Below are 15,411 nucleotides of genomic sequence, written 5' to 3' on the forward strand. Positions count from 1 at the left end.
TTGCACAACAGGGGCAGAACCATGGCGGAACGTATGAACAAGAAAGTGACGTATCTGGTCAGCATCTTTATCGGCGCACCTACCGAGCGGCATGCAAAGATCAAGGACATCGCCTCGCAGATCTCCGCGGGCGACTACGAGTTCCTGCATCTGCATCAGATGGGCGCGTTTCTGGTACTCAACACGGAGCGCGGCGCCAAGGAACTCGCCAACGCGTTCTCAGCGGCAACCGCACCGGACGACCGCCTGTTCATCTCCGAAATCGGTCAGGACTGGCACACGCTCGGCCTGAATAAGGCGTCGTTCTGGCTGCAGAATCATCTGGCTACCAAGACGCAGACGCCTGCGGCTAAAAAGGGCAATCCGTTTGGGGATGCGTGAGTCTGTAGTCCACAACCATGCCCCAGCTCACATCGACATGCGTCCTGCCGGGGCCCGCTCGGCTGTCACGTTCTTGGTGGTACTGACGTTACTGACGCCGTTGGCACTACTGACGCTATTGGCGTTGCGCTCCACCGTCATCGCCGTCTCGCGCACGCCTTGCACGTCGATACGTGACGCGTCGACTGAGAACGCAAAGGTATTGACGCCGACCGCACTTTCGACCGACACCGTGCCGCGATGCATCTCAGCAATGGCCTTCACGATCGCCAACCCGAGGCCGTGATTCTCGCGGCTATTGGTGCGCGACGCTTCTGCCCGATAGAAACGGTCGAACAGGTGATCCAGCGTCGAAGGATCGATTGGCGTGCCGGGATTGCTGACCGCGATGCGTACCTTGTCCTCCTCACGCACAATCGTCACCCTGACCGTATCATGCGGCGCGCAGTGCTGGATCGCGTTCATCAGCAGATTGGTGCAGGCGCGGCCAAACAGCGAGCGGTTCACCAGCGCCATCGCATCGCCACGTGAAACCGCCCGCACCTGGGCTTCTTCGAACGGAATCTCGAGGAACTCCAGCGTGCGGGCCACTTCCGCGGCCAGCGACACTTCAACCAGCCCGGTGGCGCGCTCACCCTGATCGGCACGCGCAAGGAACAGCATGTCGTTGATAATCGCACGCATGCGTTCGAACTCTTCCAGATTCGACTGCAACGTATGGCGCAGATCGTCGACCGAGCGGTTACGGGTCAGCGCAACCTCGGTCTGGCCGATCAGGATCGTCACCGGCGTGCGCAACTCGTGTGCGACGTCCGCATTGAACGACTCGAGCCGGCCATATGCGCCATCGAGCCGCTCCAGCGCGCCGTTGAAGGAATTGGCGAGATCGTTCAGTTCCAGCGGCAGCGAAGCCGTATTCAGGCGCTGCGAGCGATTGTTCGGGCTGACCTCGGAGGCGTCCTTGGTCAGACGCGTGAGCGGCGCGAGTCCGATACGTGTTACCGAATAGCTCAGCAACAGCACCGCCAGACTGCCCAATGCCGAAAGCGCAGCGAGCGCCGCGCCGAATGTCCGCATGGTACGCACGTTAGGCTGGCAACTCGCCGCGACTTCCAGTTGCACCGTCGGCCGCACACCGCTTGCCGGTATCGAGATCGTGCGAGTGAGCATGGCCTGCCCGCCTGCCTCAGGTTCCACCCGTGTATAGCCGCCCGCCCAGCTATCCGTCACGCGTCCCTGGACCGGCTGACCATAGTGGAAACTCGGGTCGGTGCTGGAAACCGAGTAGGTCGTGGTGCCGTCGCGCGGCGACATGTCCGTCAGCTTCTCGCGCGCCATGCGCCATTTGTCCGCCGTGACCGAGTGATACACGATGATCTTGGCGATCTCCATGCGGTCATCGAGCGACTCGCGCAAGTGATGGTTCAGTTGCACGCGCATCACGAGAAACAACCCCGTGCCGACTAGCGTAAAGACCGACAAGGCGACGAGTGCGAACATCATCGCCAGCCGGCGGGCAATCGAGCGGTTCATGTCAATTCCGCCTCCTCACGTACTTCGAGCACATAGCCCATGCCGCGCACGGTGTGCAGCAGCTTGGTGCGGAACGGGCCGTCCAGCTTGGCGCGCAATCGTTTGATCGCGGTTTCGACCACGTTCGTATGGCTGTCGAAGTTCACGTCCCAGACCAGCTCGGTAATTGCCGTCTTCGACAGAATGTCGCCCTGGCGGCGTGCCAGGACGCTCAGCAACTGGAATTCCTTGGCGGTCAGATCGAGGCGCACGCCATCGCGAGTCGCACGGCGGCCAATCAGATCGACGAACAGATCGCCGACCGAAATCAGCGTCGATTCCTGCGAACGGGTGCGCCGCGCGAGCGCATGCAGCCGCTCGACCAGTTCAAGGAACGAGAAGGGTTTGGTCAAATAATCGTCTGCGCCTTCGCGCAGGCCGCGCACGCGGTCGTTGATGTGATCGCGTGCGGTCAGCATGATTACCGGCGTGGATTTGCGCATGCGCAGCGCTTTGAGCACGCTAAAGCCGTCGCGCTTGGGCAGCATCACATCGAGGACGATCACGTCGTAGTCGAACTCAGTGGCCAGATGCATGCCCTCCTCGCCGTCGAGTGCGATGTCGACCACCCAGCCTTGCTCGGTCAATCCCGAGCGCAGGTAGTCCACCACTTTGTGTTCATCTTCGACGATGAGCAATTTCATGTACGCCCCTTGAGTCCTTACAATTATACGAAACGCCTCGTTTTCCCGTCTGCCAACCGCACACATCCTCCCCACGCGAATAGGTGAAGCTCAGTTCGGCTGGCTCGACTGGTTCATGGCCTGCTGCTTGTCGTCAACCGGCGCGCTAACATCCCAGCCGCCGCCCAGCGCCTTCACCAGCGAGACCGACAGCGTCATCTGCTGGCCGTGAATCTGCACGTCCTGGCGCTCGCTCGTGAGCAGCGTCTGCTGCGCGGTAATCACGTCCAGATAGGCGACGAGGCCGCCGGAATAGCGATCGTTGGCGAGCGACAGCAGGCTCTGCGAATCGACCACCGCCTGATGCGACTGCTTCGCCGCGCCATCCAGCACCGACAGTCCGGTCACGCCGTCCTGCACCTGCTGGAACGCGGTGAGCACGGTCTGGCGATAATTCGCCTCGGCCGCCTGGTATCCTTCGCTCGCGAACTTGACGTTGGCCGAGCGGCGTCCGCCGTCGAACACGACCTGCGAGACCGCTGCGCCGAGCGTCCACATCAGGCTAGGCGCGCTCAACAGGTCGGCGAAATTGGTGCTCTGCCAGCCGATGCTCGGCGTAAGCGTCAGGCTCGGGAAGAACGCTGCCTTGGCGACGCCGATCTGCGCGTTCGCTGCCGCCATCGCGCGTTCCGCGGAGGCCACATCGGGGCGCCGCTGCAGCACGTCGCTTGGCACGCCCAGCGGAATCTCCGGCACTCTCGTCTCGATCACCTTAGGCTCGATCGCGAATTGCGGCGCGGGTACGGCGACCAGCGCGGCAATCGCATGCTCAAACTGGGCACGTTGCACGAGTAGCAGTTGCGCCTGCACCTTGGTCGAATCCAGTTCCGACTTCTGCTGCAAGACATCGAGTCCGGACACCGAGCCGAGATCGTGTTCCGACGTCACGTAGTCGAGCGCTTTCTGCTGCAGCACTACCGACTGGTTCAACACGTCGATCTCGGCATCGAGCTCGCGCAGCGAGAAATAGTCGGTCGCGAGGTCCGTGGTCAATACGAGCCGGGCGTTGGCAAGATCGTCGGCTGACTGCTCGGCAGAGGCTTTCGCCCCTTCCACTTCGCGGCGAATCCGGCCGAATAGATCCGTATCGTAGTCGATCGACGGGCCGACTATCAGGCCGTTTTGCACGGTGGACGAGTTCGGCGTGCCATAAGAAGTGAGAGGCCGGTTCTTCGAGATCTTGAAGCGCTCCCCCGTCCCGCCGAGATCGACCTCGGGTACCTGCTGCGCAGCCGTATTCGCGAGCGTCGCTTTGGCCTGCTCATAATGCGCCACCGCGGCGGCAAGCGTCTGGTTCTGCTCGAGCGCCTGGCCCTCCAGCCCGTTGAGCGTCAAGTCGCTAAAGCTCACCCACCAGGTCGGCGTGATCGGCGCATGCGACGGCTCCGCCACACGCCAGTACGAATCGGTGCGCCACTCAGGCGGCGCATCGGCATGCGGCTGATGGTAATCCGGGCCCACGGTGCAGGCTGTCAGGAGCGCGGCACCGAGGGCCGCCACCATGCGGGCGGGCGGCACAGTCATGGGGCACACACGCTTCACGACGCCCCCTTGCTGTTGTTCGAGGGCTGCTCGATCTGCACATGATCGCCATCCGCAATCGAATCGCTCGGGTTGATGATGACCTTGTCGGTCGGCTCGATACCGCTTTCGATCTCGAGCGTCTGCCCCAGATCCTGCGCAATCACGACCTTACGCAGATGCACGACACCGTTGTTGTCGACGACCGCGATGCGCGGACCTTCTGCGCGGAACAGCAGCGTATTGCCCGGCACCATGATGTCGGAGTGCGCGACGGCCGGTATGGCCACCTGAACGTAAGCACCTGGCCGCAGCTTGCCATCCGGATTCGGCAGCCGCACTTCGATCTGCAGCGAACGGGTCGGCACATCGATCGCCCCGGAAATATTGGCGATGGTGCCGTGGAACTGCTGCCCAGGCAATTCCGCCTGGGTCACGACCACCTGCTTGCCGACCGCCACGTTTTGCGCGTAGGCCTGCGGCAATTGCACGTACACGCGCAGCGGATCGGACTGCGCCAGCGCGAACAGCGCACGGCTCGTGCCGCTGCCCGCGTCGATCAGGTCGCCAACGTCGACGTTGCGCTGCGTCACCACGCCGTCGAACGGCGCAACGATCCGCTTGAACGATTCAAGCTGGTTCAGGCGCCGTACGTTTGCGTCAGCAGCGGCGAGATTCGCCACGTCCTGCGTATAGGTGCTTTGCCGTTCATCCAGTTCCTGTTGCGAGACCGCGTCGCGTGTGCGCAGTTGCTGCCAGCGATCGTACGAACTCTTCGCCAGCCCAAGGCTCGAGTTGATCTGGTCGCGCTGCGCCTTGGCCTGCTGCAGTTCCTGATCGATTTCTGGCGTGTCGAGATCGGCCAGCAACTGGCCCTGCTTCACGTGCGCGCCGATATCGACGTACCAGTGCAGCAGATAGCCCGTTGCACGCGCGAAGATCGGTGACTCCACATAACCGCGCAGCGTACCTGGCAGCAGCGTATTGCCGCTGCCGTCGGTCTGCTTGGGCGTCACCACATTCACGTACTCCTTGGCATTTTGCTGGGTCGTATCCGCCACCGAACGGTTCTGCAGAATATCCGCCACCACGGTGCGCAACGCGCCCACGGCGAGCAGCGCCAGCACGATCCAGATGGCGATCTTGGCGCGTTTCCATTCGCGGTTGCGGGGCGGCAGTGCGTGCCCATCCTCGGTGTCCCGTGCGGGAATCGCTAGCGAAGCGTGAGTTTTTTCAGTCATCTCAGTCAGCCGTCATTTAACTTTACGCGTGCTTGCCATCGCCGGCGCCAGCGCCGTCGTCGGGGCCCTGCCCGCCATGCGCGCCACCGTTACGGTGAGCGAGGCGTGTGTGGATCGCTGCAAAAACCAGCGGTACGAAAAAGAGCGTCGAAATCGTTGCAAACAGCAGGCCGCCGATCACCGCGCGGCCGAGCGGCGCATTCTGCTCAGCGCCCTCGCCGAGACCCAAGGCCATCGGAATCATGCCGATGATCATGGCGAATGCCGTCATCAGCACCGGCCGGATCCGGCTGGCACCGGCCTCGAGCGCCGCGGTCAGCGGCGGCGCGCCGCTCCCGAGACGCTGCCGCGCGAACGAGACCATCAGAATACTGTTCGCGGTCGCGACACCCATGGTCATGATTGCACCGGTCAACGCCGGCACGCTCAGGTGCGTGCCGGTGATGAACAGCATCCACGCGATGCCTGCCAAAGCCGCCGGCAACGCGCTAATGATGATGAGCGGGTCGACCCACGACTGAAAGTTCACCACGATCAGCAGGTACACCAGCACGATGGCCATCGCGACACCCACACCCAGACCAAAGAACGAGGTGCGCATCGTCTGCACCTGGCCGCGCACCACGATCTGGCTGCCGCGCGGCAAGGTTGCGCGGGCCTGATCGACCAGCTTGTTCACCTGCGTAGCTACGCTGCCCAGGTCGCGGCCTTCCACGCTCACATACAGGTCGATCACCGGCCGGATGTTGTAGTGCGTGACGACGGCGAACTGGTTCTGCGGCGACACCTGCACCAGGTTGCCGAGCAGTTGCGTCGGCCCGTTGGACGCGGCCGAAACCGGCGTGCGCAACAACTGGTCGATTGACGATATGTCGTACTGCGGCGTCTGTACCGCAACGCTGTATTCGACCCCGTTCTTGTTGTTGAACCAGAAGCTCGGCGCCGTTTGCGTGCTGCCTGACAACGAGATGAGCACGTTCTGCGCCACATTGTTCGCGTTGAGGTTCAGTTGCTGCAAACGGGTGCGATCCATCTGCAGATTGATCACCGGCTCGTCGAGCTTCTGCTGGATGTGCGTATCCACTGTGCCCGGAATCAGCCGCACCTGCTTGTAAAGCTTGCGCGCCACGTCGAAGTTGCCTTGCTGGTCGTTGCCGACGATCTGCACGTCGATGGCCGCAGGCAGCCCGAAGTTCAGAATCTGCGTCACGATGTCAGCCGGCTGGAAGAAAAACTCCACACCTGGAAAACGCTGTGGCAAGAGCGCCCGCAGCTTGTCGATATAGCGCTGGGTGGGCTTGTGGTCTTCGTTAAGCGCCACCTGAATTTCGCCGTCCAGCGTGCCGATCGTCCCCGAGTTGCTATACGAGAGATTAATACCGCTATACGGCAATCCCAGGTTGTCCAGAATGGTGTTGAGCTCCTTGCCCGGCACCACTTGACGCACGACCTTTTCTACCTCGTCGGCAAGCCGCGCGGTTTCTTCGATCCGCGTGCCAGTCGGCGCGCGCATGTGCAGGCGGATATCGCCGGCGTCGACGGTCGGAAAAAAGTCTTCGCCAAGCACGAACACGAGGCCCATCGAGACCACGCAGAACCCGAGGAAGATGCTGCCAAATGTCCCGCGGCGCACCAGCACGCTGCTCAGGATCACGATATACGCGGCACGCATGCGCTCGAAACCGGCGTCGAATCGATGGTAGATCCGCATGAACGGATTCGGCTTGCTGCCCTCTTTCGGCTTGTGGGCATGGCCCATCAGCAGCATGGCGAGGGTCGGCACCAGCGTACGCGAGAGCACGTACGACGCCAACATGGCGAACACCACCGCTTCGGCGAGCGGCACGAACAGGTATTTCGCCACGCCGGTCAGGAAGAACATTGGCACGAACACGATACAGATACACAGCGTCGAGACGAGCGCAGGCACTGCGATTTCGCCGGCACCTTCGAGAATCGCCTCGTGTAGGTCAGTGCCCATGTGTAAGTGACGCTCAATGTTCTCGATCGTCACTGTTGCGTCGTCCACCAGAATCCCGACCGCGAGCGCGAGGCCGCCCAGCGTCATGATGTTGATGGTCTGCCCTAAGGCATGCAAAACAATCAGCGAGGTAAGAATCGACAGCGGAATCGACACCGCAATAATGCAGGTACTGCGCCAGTTGCCGAGAAACAGCAAGATCATTGCCGCGGTCAGCGCCGCCGCAATCAGCGCTTCGCGTATCACGCCCTGCACCGCAGCCTTGACGAACACCGACTGGTCGAAAAGCGCGGTAATTTTCAGGTCAGGCGGTAACGCGGAGCGAGCGGTTGGCAGCAGAGCCTTCAGGGAGTCGACGATGGCGAGCGTCGACGAACTGCCGGTCTTCAGCACCGACATCAGCACGCCGCGGTGGCCATCCTGGCGCACCACATTGGTCTGGGGAGAGAAGCCGTCGCGAACATGCGCCACCTCCCGCAGATAGGTGGTCGCACCATTGAGCGTGCGCACTGGGATGTCGTTCAAGCCCGCCACCGTCGAGGGCGACCCGTTCATGTTGACGGTGTATTCCGTTGCGCCGATCTTCGCCGTGCCTGTCGGCAGAATCAGGTTCTGCGCGTTGAAGGCGTTGACCACGTCGGCCGGTGTCAGCCCCTTCGCGAGCAACGCCCGCGTGTCGAGGTCGACCGAAATCAGACGTGACTTGCCGCCGTACGGGTATGGCACGGCGGCCCCTGGGATCGTCACCAGTTGCGGGCGCAGGAAGTTGAGCGCCGTGTCGTTGAGATCCTGCTCCGAGAGTTTCGGACTGGACAGTCCGAGCTGGATCACCGGAATACTGGAGGCCGAGTAGCTGATCACCAGTGGCGGCGTGGCGCCTGGCGGCATCTGCTTCAGCTGCGCCTGTTCGACCGCGACCGTCTGGGCAATCGCGGTCTGAATGTTCGCGTTCGGCTGGAGGAACAGCTTGATGATCGTGATGCCCTGGAGCGACTGCGACTCGATGTGCTCGATGTCGTTGACCGTCGTGGTCAGACTACGCTCGTTGACGGAGGTGATCCGATTGGCCATGTCCTCGGCGGACAGACCCGTGTAGCTCCAAATGATGCTGACAACTGGAATGTTGATTTCCGGCAGCACATCGACTGGCGTCGTCAGCAAGACAAATGGCGTCGCCAGCAGAATCAGAATAGCCATCACGATGAACGTGTATGGCCGCTTTAGCGCAACGTTGACAATCCACATTGAAACGCGCCCGAAAGAATGCTGGAAAGGATGAGAAGTCGCCGTGGCCGAACGTACGCACGACGTTCGCGCCAGATCAACGTTGACGAAGCCGCGAGACAACCGTTGGGTGAATCACGCAACGGATGAATGGCGCGCTGAGCAACGCTAGCGGACGCAATGCCAAACCCGACAGTCGCGCCGACAGGTCAGCCCCTCGAAAGCGACCCCACGCCACGGTAAAGCTGGGCCTATGCTAATTGTTTGGCACCAACGTCTGCATGGCACCAAAATGGCAAAACTGTCAGGAAGGCAAATGTAAGCTGACGCGACCCGAAGGATGATCTGGCGGTCTGCCTGGCGCCCGGATTTGCCACCTGTACTGGCAAGTCGACACCATCGTCGAGCATAGCCCGTTTGAAACGCGACGCGAATCGGGGGTCCTCCCACCCGGCGGCCGCGCCTTATTACAGAAGATTGCAGCGCGTACTCCCTACATACCGCTCAACGACTCGATACGCGCCTTGTATTATTGAACGATCAGTCATAATATTTGCAGCAGTGCCGGGAGGTGCTTGTATCAGGCGTATGAGGTCCGTGTGGAGTCGCGCAAGTGACGTGTGCGGCGCTGGTGCAACAATCTGTATTTGCGTCGACGGGCGCGGGTCTGAAAACGCGTAACGTTAAAACCGCAGCACCGGCAGGCGTTTATGCCAGCCAAGCGCCGCGGCCAACCACAAACCCTACTTCACCTCACTCCACTTCCCGTACTTCGCCACGGCCTGTTCATCGAAGCTAAAGCCGAGCCCCGGCGTCTGATGCAGGATGATCCTGCCATTCTTATGCTCAAGCTGCCGGTCGATCAACCGTCTAAAGTTCAGCACCTGATCGTCCCAGAAGTACTCCACATAGCGCGCATTCGAGGTCGCGGCCACGAGCGGCGCATGCACATCGTGGAACCAGTGCGGACACATCACGACCCCGTAGCTCGACGCAGTCGCGGCAATGCGCCGCCATTCGGTAATCCCACCGCACACCAGCGCGTCCGTTTGCAGGATCGCCGCGCCGCCCTTGTCGAGCAGCTCCTTGTGATACCAGCGGCCATAGCCGATCTCACCGGTGGCAATCGGCACCCGTGTCAGCTTCGCGAGGCGCGCATGATTGTCGATGTCGTCGGGCGAGAACGGCTCTTCGATGAAATACGGATCGTATTGCTCGATACGGCGCACGTGCTGCATGGCCTGGGTGGCATCGGCCCAGCCGTTGTTGATGTCGATCATCAGTTCGATGTCCGGACCAATCGCTTCACGTGCGGCCCGCACGCGGGCCTCTTCTTCACTCGGCGAAAGCCGCCCGCCCTTCATCTTGACCGCCCTAAAACCCAGCTCGACGTAACGCGCCATTTCTTCGCCGAGCATGGCCGGCGTCTTGCCGTCCAGGTAATAGCCGCCACTAGCATAGGCGGCCACGGTATCGAGCTCGTTCGCGCCGAGGTACTTGTGCAAAGGTACGCCATGGGTGCGTGCATTGAGGTCCCACAATGCCGTATCGAGGATGCTGATGGCACGCATCACGGTACCGGCACGACCCTGCAGCAACGCCTCCTGATACATCGTCTGCCACAGTGCTTCGACCGCATACGAGTCTTTGCCGATCAGCACGGGCGCCAGCAACTGCTCCACCGCAACGCGCAGCAACTCCCCCGCCGCGCTGCCGACGTAGCAAAAGCCGATGCCCTCCACACCATCGCTCGAACGCACCTTCACGAGGCCATAGTGGCGCGTGGACACCGTGCGGGTGGAGAACGAGGTCACGCGGTCCAGCGACACAGCGGCGGCGCAGACCGACACCGATTCGATTCTTGGCATTTCTACACTCCTCCGTTTGGGATACCTGCCGTCCACATCTTGCGCGGATCTGGCATTAACGAGTGTGATAGCCTCGAGGCCTCAAAAACAGTATCCTTTGGCTTCTTCAAAAGATAAAAGTTTTATCCGATGGACTCGCGCTATCTGCAAAGCTTTGTCTATGTGGTCGAGCTCGGCTCGATCGCGGAAGCCGCCCGCAGGCTGGATCTGACGCCTGCTGCGGTGGCACAGCGCGTCAAGATGCTCGAAGAGGAACTGGGGGCCAAACTCGTGCGGCGCTCCGGGCGCACGGTTGGCACGACCGAAGCCGGCGAGCGGATTCTGGACCGGGCACGCGCCGTCCTCCATGACATTCGCGACCTGAAGTCGGACCTGAACGACGCCTCCGTGCTGGCCGGCGAACTGCGCCTCGGCGGCACGCCGACGATGATGACGAGCCTGATTCCCGACGTGCTCGCCGAGCTGCTCGCGCGGCATCCGCAGATGGACATCTATCTCGAGCCGGGCACCTCGGTGGACCTGTACCGTAAGGTGGTCAGCGGCGATCTCGATGCCGCGATGCTGGATCAACCGCTCTTCGATCTACCGAAAAGCTGCGACTGGCACACGTTTCGTGAAGAACCGCTGGTGTTACTCACGCCCGCCTCGATGCAGGTAAGCGACGTGCACGAGGTACTGCGCAGCGAACCGTTTCTGCGCTACGACCGCCGAGTCGTGGGCGGGCAACTGGCCGACGGCTATCTGCGCCAGCACGGCATCAAGCCGCATCAGCGCTGCGAACTGGACGGGCTCGATGCGATCGCCGTGCTGGTCGACCGTAAGCTCGGCGTATCGCTGGTGCCGGACTGGCGGATGACGCGTTTCGCCGGGCTCGCGCTTGCCAAATGGCCGCTGCCGCATGCCTTTCCGAAGCGCGTGGTGGGGTTGCTGTGGGGCCGCTCGTCGGCGCGTATGCGGCTCGTGCAGGCGTTCCTGAAAACGGCCATGGATCTGGAGCCGAAGGGGCGAACGGCTTCCAGAGAGCGCCCCTGACTGTCCTGCTCCGCCCAATACCAACTGTACCTGTAAGAACGCCCAAGCCATCATGCAGAATAATCCTGCATGCCCGCCGGCTGGGGCCGAAGATTAATCCCATCAACACGAGCAACGCCCCGCCGCCTCTAATGCTGCTATCAACCGCCCCTGGAAACCCCGTTCCATGACTGCCAGCGCCTTCCTGTCGGCCAACGTCCTGCTCGCCTACACCGCCTACTTCATCGGCACGGCAAGCCCCGGCCCTAGCAATCTCGCCATCATGTCCCTCGCCATGGGTTCGGGCAGAAAAGCTGCGTTTGCCTTCGCGCTCGGCGTCATGTCGGGTTCGTTCTCCTGGGCGATGCTCGCCACGCTCGGCCTGTCGGCGGTGCTCGCCACCTATTCGCAACTGCTAGTAGCCATCCGCGTCGTGGGCGGCCTCTACCTGCTGTGGCTGGCGTGGAAATCGGCCCGCTCGGCGCTCACGCCGCAGATGCCGCTCGCCCGCACGACACGCGCACCGGCCTCCTCGCAGCGGCTCTATGTGCGCGGCCTGTTGCTGCATCTCACCAACCCCAAGGCGATTCTGGTCTGGCTGTCGATCGTCTCGCTGGCCGTTCCGGCAAGCGGCGGCGCTGCGCACACCGCACCGGTCGTGCTCGGCTGCATGGGCATCGGCGTGTTCGTCTTCAGCAGCTACGCCGTGCTGTTCTCGACCGAAACCGCGCGCCGCGTCTATGGCTCGATCCGGCGCTGGCTGGACGGCTCGCTTGCCGTCGTGTTCAGCGTGGCCGGCGTGAAGCTGTTGACCTCGCGCAGCTAGTCACGCACGCGCGGATGGTTCGCGCAGCGTCGCTTTGCGCTACTGTGACGGGTATCGCACACGCGCAAATGCAACTGGAAACAGCATGAGCAGCCGGGACAACCAGGACCCGCGGGAACAGTACTCGCCATGGCAGATTCGGCTCTATCTGGCGAGCATCGTTATTCTCGTCGCGGGCCTGATCGGCGCCGCCATCATATATGCCACTGCGCCGGCCGAGGACAATGCGGAACTGGTCTACGGCATCAACAACGACCCGCGTTACATCGCCGAACTGCAACGCATCGGCGGTACTGCCGAAGTCGCGATGGCCGAGCTACATCAATGGTTCAACGGTCTCTGGCATGGCAAGCCGCTCGCCTATACGGTGGCGGTTTTATGCGCTGCGCTTGCCGGCCTATGTTTTTGGGCGGCGCATACCCGGCTCTTCGATCCGACGCAAGAGCAGTCTGACGATCAGGACAGTTAAACATACTGGTTAAATGGGGCGGCCGCCGAACCGGCGCGCCCCGTGCCGACTACGCGGCGTCACACTCGATGACGCGGTGATTGCCAATCCGCTCAACCTCGCCGAGTCCATTGATCACGCACGCCTGACCGATCAGCCCTTCGCAACTCAGCCCGGCCTCCTTAAGTTGTTGCGCTGTCAGGCTGCCGCTCGCCACGCCTATATAGACCCAGTACTGTAGCGGCCGGGTGCCCATACCTAGTCCACCGGCGTCCACGACCACCCCGAAATGTTTCTGTGCGCGGTAATGTTCGGGCCGGGCGTTCTTGTCATCGTCCGCCTTCCATTCCTCGATGAAGCTGTCGTAGCGGCTCGCGCGCAGCGCAACAAAATCGTACGTCCATGCGTCGTTGAAAAGCGACTCGAGGAATGCCGTGCGCGCGCCGTCCTCCCCCATTGCCTTGCACATCATACCGAGCAGGCCGCTATTCAGGTTCGACGTAGCGTCGTTAAAGTGGGCCGGCAATTCCACCACGGTCCAGCTTGCGGCAACGTCTGCGTCTTCGGTAGCCGGCTGATCGAACTCCATGTGAATGCCGCGCGCGTCCCAATCGAGAAATTCCCGCATCAGGCACTCAATATCATTGGCAAACAACCATTCATCCGGCGAGGCCTGAGCGCCGCCCGGATCGTCTCCTCCGCAACTGACGGCAAATCGCGGGCGTCCGATTCCATTGACGTATTCCTCGAATTGCGCACCGCTAGTAATGACTGACCTAAAGACTTTTGTACCGTGCGAGGTGACTTTCATTGACGATCTCCAGAGGTTAATCAATTTTTTCATGGAGTAAAGAACCAGCAAGGAAACACAAGATACTCAATTTTTTACTGCGCGGGAAGATGCCGGTTTAAATTTTATCAATGCTGCATTGCACCTTTCTTAATACACACGTCTTTAATTGTCGACACTATCTTTACGTTCTTTGAATTTCATTATTTCATTTTAATTACTACATTCACAAATCATATTTTCTGTATGGATCGCACAATTATTTTGAAAGGCGGGTTGCAAGTCTCCAGTTAGAAATCCCCAATCAGGCGAGAATTTCCTTCATCAACGCATTGGTCTTCATCTTTTCGTTCCGGGAAACAGGCGCACCGCTGCACGGCACTATGGCCGGTTTTCGGCAGTGAAACAATCATGTTCAATGAGCAACTATCTGAAACTCTTTATAGCCAGTGAGTTTCAATTTTCTTTTTTAAAAAAGCTCTACTTTTTCCTTCGACATTCAACTAGAATTCCCTTGCTGTCCTTTTAGGTTCCCCGCACGTTACGACCTCCCTGGGTCGTGGCTGATGAACGCGCCCGCCTACGGCGGGCGTCTTTTTTCAGCAATATGAGGTTATAGATATTGCCCCGAAGCAGGCAGAACCTTCATGACACGTGGCATTCATGCGAAGTTATGCGTAGCAAATAACCTTGCAATGCGAATACTCAAGACAGGATAAAGAAACAGCGAGGTTCACTGATATGGACCGTATCCACTACCGGCCGTTTCCGCACAGTCCCATTCGGGTGTCATGCCATCGGTCCGCAGTCGCACTGTCTTATGCATCATGAAGCGAATTGCCTGAACGGCAGCGCTCAACGTCGTCCCTGGGCTTTGGACTCCAGAACAACACCTCGCTAAAGAACCTATGTCAACGATCAGCCCTTTCGTACGGATCGAAGGCAGTATCAACCAGCCGCGGTCACGTGCAGCCGATTCTTTCCCTCCGCCCTTTGGCGCAGAGTGGGCATTGCTCTCGCCCGAAGGCAGCTTGCGTGCCGATCTCAGCGCACTTCTACGAACGTTCTGCCTGCACGACGAGACCATCTGGTCGATGTGTCACTGGTCCTCCGCGTGGCCTCGGCAACCCGCTGTGCATCTGGCTGAGCCTGCCTCACCCTTCGCTATGCCGCCTGGTGAGCGTGAGCATGCTCAGGCATCCGCGATGCCCGTGGCCAAGGATGCGCCGGCGATGTCCCTTCGCGGTGGGTTCCCTCCCGGCGTGCGCGTCGCCGGCGCGTGCGCGATGGGTGGTGCCGCGCTTCTCGCCTGGCTCGCCATCGGCCATCTGCCGCAGCGTCACACGGAACCGGGCAGCGCATCGGTGCTGCACGCGCAGCCCGCAAACGACGCGTCCGGAACCGCCCGGTCATCTATCGCCATGCCCGACGAAGTCCCTGTGCAAACCCACGCACCGATAGCCTTGCAGCCGCATCTGGATGAAGCGCGCCACGCACGCCATGGGATACATGAGGCGAATCGTGCCATCCATCGCAAGGCTCACTCGTCTGCTTCGCAGAGTGTCACTGCGAAGCGGCATGCAGGGGCGGCGGCTTCGTCCAGTGGGTTGCATCGGCCGGCATCATCCGCCGTCCATCGCCGGCCGTGGGCCCGCCCGTCTGCGGCGGGCGGGTACTCGCCGTTCGCGCCTGCGCGACTCGGCAGCGACGAATACGCGTCTGTCACGATGCCGGCTGAGGCGCGTCTTCGCGACGCGCTACTCACCCCGCCTGCGATGCATCGGGGCACTTCCAGCGACGCTGAATGGATGAGCCATATATCGCAACGTCGCGTCACCGAAGTACCTGACGAGTTCGGGAAGTAA

At 61.2% G+C, this 15,411-nt stretch carries 12 protein-coding genes; 5 read left to right on the forward strand and 7 right to left on the reverse strand.

The window, feature by feature from the left end:
* Positions 1-33: 33 nt before the first annotated feature.
* Positions 34-381 (forward strand): hypothetical protein, encoded by a 348-nt coding sequence (locus tag P3T40_RS13035; RefSeq protein WP_429268107.1) that lies wholly within the window; start codon positions 34-36, stop codon positions 379-381.
* A 27-nt stretch (positions 382-408) separates the two neighbouring features.
* On the opposite strand, the gene P3T40_RS13040 is transcribed toward P3T40_RS13035, so the two are convergent.
* The 6 genes from P3T40_RS13040 to P3T40_RS13065 form a co-directional block, all read right to left on the reverse strand.
* Positions 409-1,914 carry a heavy metal sensor histidine kinase gene (locus tag P3T40_RS13040; protein ID WP_429268108.1) on the reverse strand — a complete coding sequence of 502 codons (1,506 nt, stop codon included), beginning with the start codon at positions 1,912-1,914 and terminating at the stop codon, positions 409-411.
* Positions 1,911-2,597 carry a heavy metal response regulator transcription factor gene (locus tag P3T40_RS13045; protein WP_429268109.1) on the reverse strand — a complete coding sequence of 229 codons (687 nt, stop codon included), beginning with the start codon at positions 2,595-2,597 and terminating at the stop codon, positions 1,911-1,913. Before P3T40_RS13045 ends, P3T40_RS13040 begins: the two co-directional genes overlap by 4 nt.
* A 90-nt stretch (positions 2,598-2,687) precedes the next feature.
* Positions 2,688-4,160: an efflux transporter outer membrane subunit gene (locus tag P3T40_RS13050; protein ID WP_429268110.1), complete on the reverse strand. Its 1,473-nt coding sequence runs from the start codon at positions 4,158-4,160 to the stop codon at positions 2,688-2,690.
* Positions 4,161-4,174: 14 nt separating this feature from the next.
* Entirely contained in the window at positions 4,175-5,398 is a 1,224-nt protein-coding gene (locus P3T40_RS13055) for an efflux RND transporter periplasmic adaptor subunit (RefSeq protein WP_429268111.1), read from the reverse strand.
* A 22-nt stretch (positions 5,399-5,420) separates the two neighbouring features.
* A complete protein-coding gene (locus P3T40_RS13060) occupies positions 5,421-8,624 on the reverse strand; it encodes an efflux RND transporter permease subunit (RefSeq protein WP_429268112.1) in 3,204 nt (1,067 codons plus the stop codon).
* 722 nt (positions 8,625-9,346) lie between these two features.
* Positions 9,347-10,471, reverse strand: a complete 1,125-nt coding sequence (locus P3T40_RS13065) for a mandelate racemase/muconate lactonizing enzyme family protein (protein ID WP_429268113.1) — start codon at positions 10,469-10,471, stop codon at positions 9,347-9,349.
* Between the two features lie 129 nt (positions 10,472-10,600).
* Between P3T40_RS13065 and P3T40_RS13070 the strand changes: the two genes are divergently transcribed.
* The 3 genes from P3T40_RS13070 to P3T40_RS13080 all read left to right on the forward strand — a co-directional run bounded on the left by P3T40_RS13070 (position 10,601) and on the right by P3T40_RS13080 (position 12,777).
* Positions 10,601-11,503, forward strand: a complete 903-nt coding sequence (locus P3T40_RS13070) for a LysR substrate-binding domain-containing protein (RefSeq protein WP_429268114.1) — start codon at positions 10,601-10,603, stop codon at positions 11,501-11,503.
* Positions 11,504-11,669: 166 nt separating this feature from the next.
* Positions 11,670-12,308, forward strand: coding sequence for a LysE family translocator (locus tag P3T40_RS13075; RefSeq protein WP_429268115.1), 639 nt, complete (start codon positions 11,670-11,672; stop codon positions 12,306-12,308).
* An 85-nt stretch (positions 12,309-12,393) separates the two neighbouring features.
* Positions 12,394-12,777 (forward strand): hypothetical protein, encoded by a 384-nt coding sequence (locus tag P3T40_RS13080; RefSeq protein WP_429268116.1) that lies wholly within the window; start codon positions 12,394-12,396, stop codon positions 12,775-12,777.
* A gap of 49 nt (positions 12,778-12,826) precedes the next feature.
* Here the strand turns inward: P3T40_RS13080 and P3T40_RS13085 are convergent, their stop codons facing one another.
* The gene (locus tag P3T40_RS13085) at positions 12,827-13,567 is read right to left on the reverse strand and encodes a hypothetical protein (protein WP_429268117.1); all 741 of its coding nucleotides are present in this window, start codon (positions 13,565-13,567) and stop codon (positions 12,827-12,829) included.
* Positions 13,568-14,454: 887 nt separating this feature from the next.
* Here P3T40_RS13085 and P3T40_RS13090 point away from each other — a divergent pair.
* On the forward strand, positions 14,455-15,411 hold the full coding sequence (locus P3T40_RS13090; protein ID WP_429268118.1) for a hypothetical protein: 957 nt from the start codon (positions 14,455-14,457) through the stop codon (positions 15,409-15,411).

The organism is Paraburkholderia sp. EB58 (genome assembly GCF_050436665.1).
Classification (GTDB): domain Bacteria; phylum Pseudomonadota; class Gammaproteobacteria; order Burkholderiales; family Burkholderiaceae; genus Paraburkholderia.

Excerpts from the sequence above, each read along its gene's own strand:
- P3T40_RS13035 (WP_429268107.1), top strand. The coding sequence starts at position 34 with ATGAACAAGAAAGTGACGTATCTGGTCAGCATCTTTATCGGCGCACCT.
- P3T40_RS13040 (WP_429268108.1), bottom strand. The coding sequence starts at position 1,914 with ATGAACCGCTCGATTGCCCGCCGGCTGGCGATGATGTTCGCACTCGTC.
- P3T40_RS13045 (WP_429268109.1), bottom strand. The coding sequence starts at position 2,597 with ATGAAATTGCTCATCGTCGAAGATGAACACAAAGTGGTGGACTACCTG.
- P3T40_RS13050 (WP_429268110.1), bottom strand. The coding sequence starts at position 4,160 with ATGACTGTGCCGCCCGCCCGCATGGTGGCGGCCCTCGGTGCCGCGCTC.
- P3T40_RS13055 (WP_429268111.1), bottom strand. The coding sequence starts at position 5,398 with ATGACTGAAAAAACTCACGCTTCGCTAGCGATTCCCGCACGGGACACC.
- P3T40_RS13060 (WP_429268112.1), bottom strand. The coding sequence starts at position 8,624 with ATGTGGATTGTCAACGTTGCGCTAAAGCGGCCATACACGTTCATCGTG.
- P3T40_RS13065 (WP_429268113.1), bottom strand. The coding sequence starts at position 10,471 with ATGCCAAGAATCGAATCGGTGTCGGTCTGCGCCGCCGCTGTGTCGCTG.
- P3T40_RS13070 (WP_429268114.1), top strand. The coding sequence starts at position 10,601 with ATGGACTCGCGCTATCTGCAAAGCTTTGTCTATGTGGTCGAGCTCGGC.
- P3T40_RS13075 (WP_429268115.1), top strand. The coding sequence starts at position 11,670 with ATGACTGCCAGCGCCTTCCTGTCGGCCAACGTCCTGCTCGCCTACACC.
- P3T40_RS13080 (WP_429268116.1), top strand. The coding sequence starts at position 12,394 with ATGAGCAGCCGGGACAACCAGGACCCGCGGGAACAGTACTCGCCATGG.
- P3T40_RS13085 (WP_429268117.1), bottom strand. The coding sequence starts at position 13,567 with ATGAAAGTCACCTCGCACGGTACAAAAGTCTTTAGGTCAGTCATTACT.
- P3T40_RS13090 (WP_429268118.1), top strand. The coding sequence starts at position 14,455 with ATGTCAACGATCAGCCCTTTCGTACGGATCGAAGGCAGTATCAACCAG.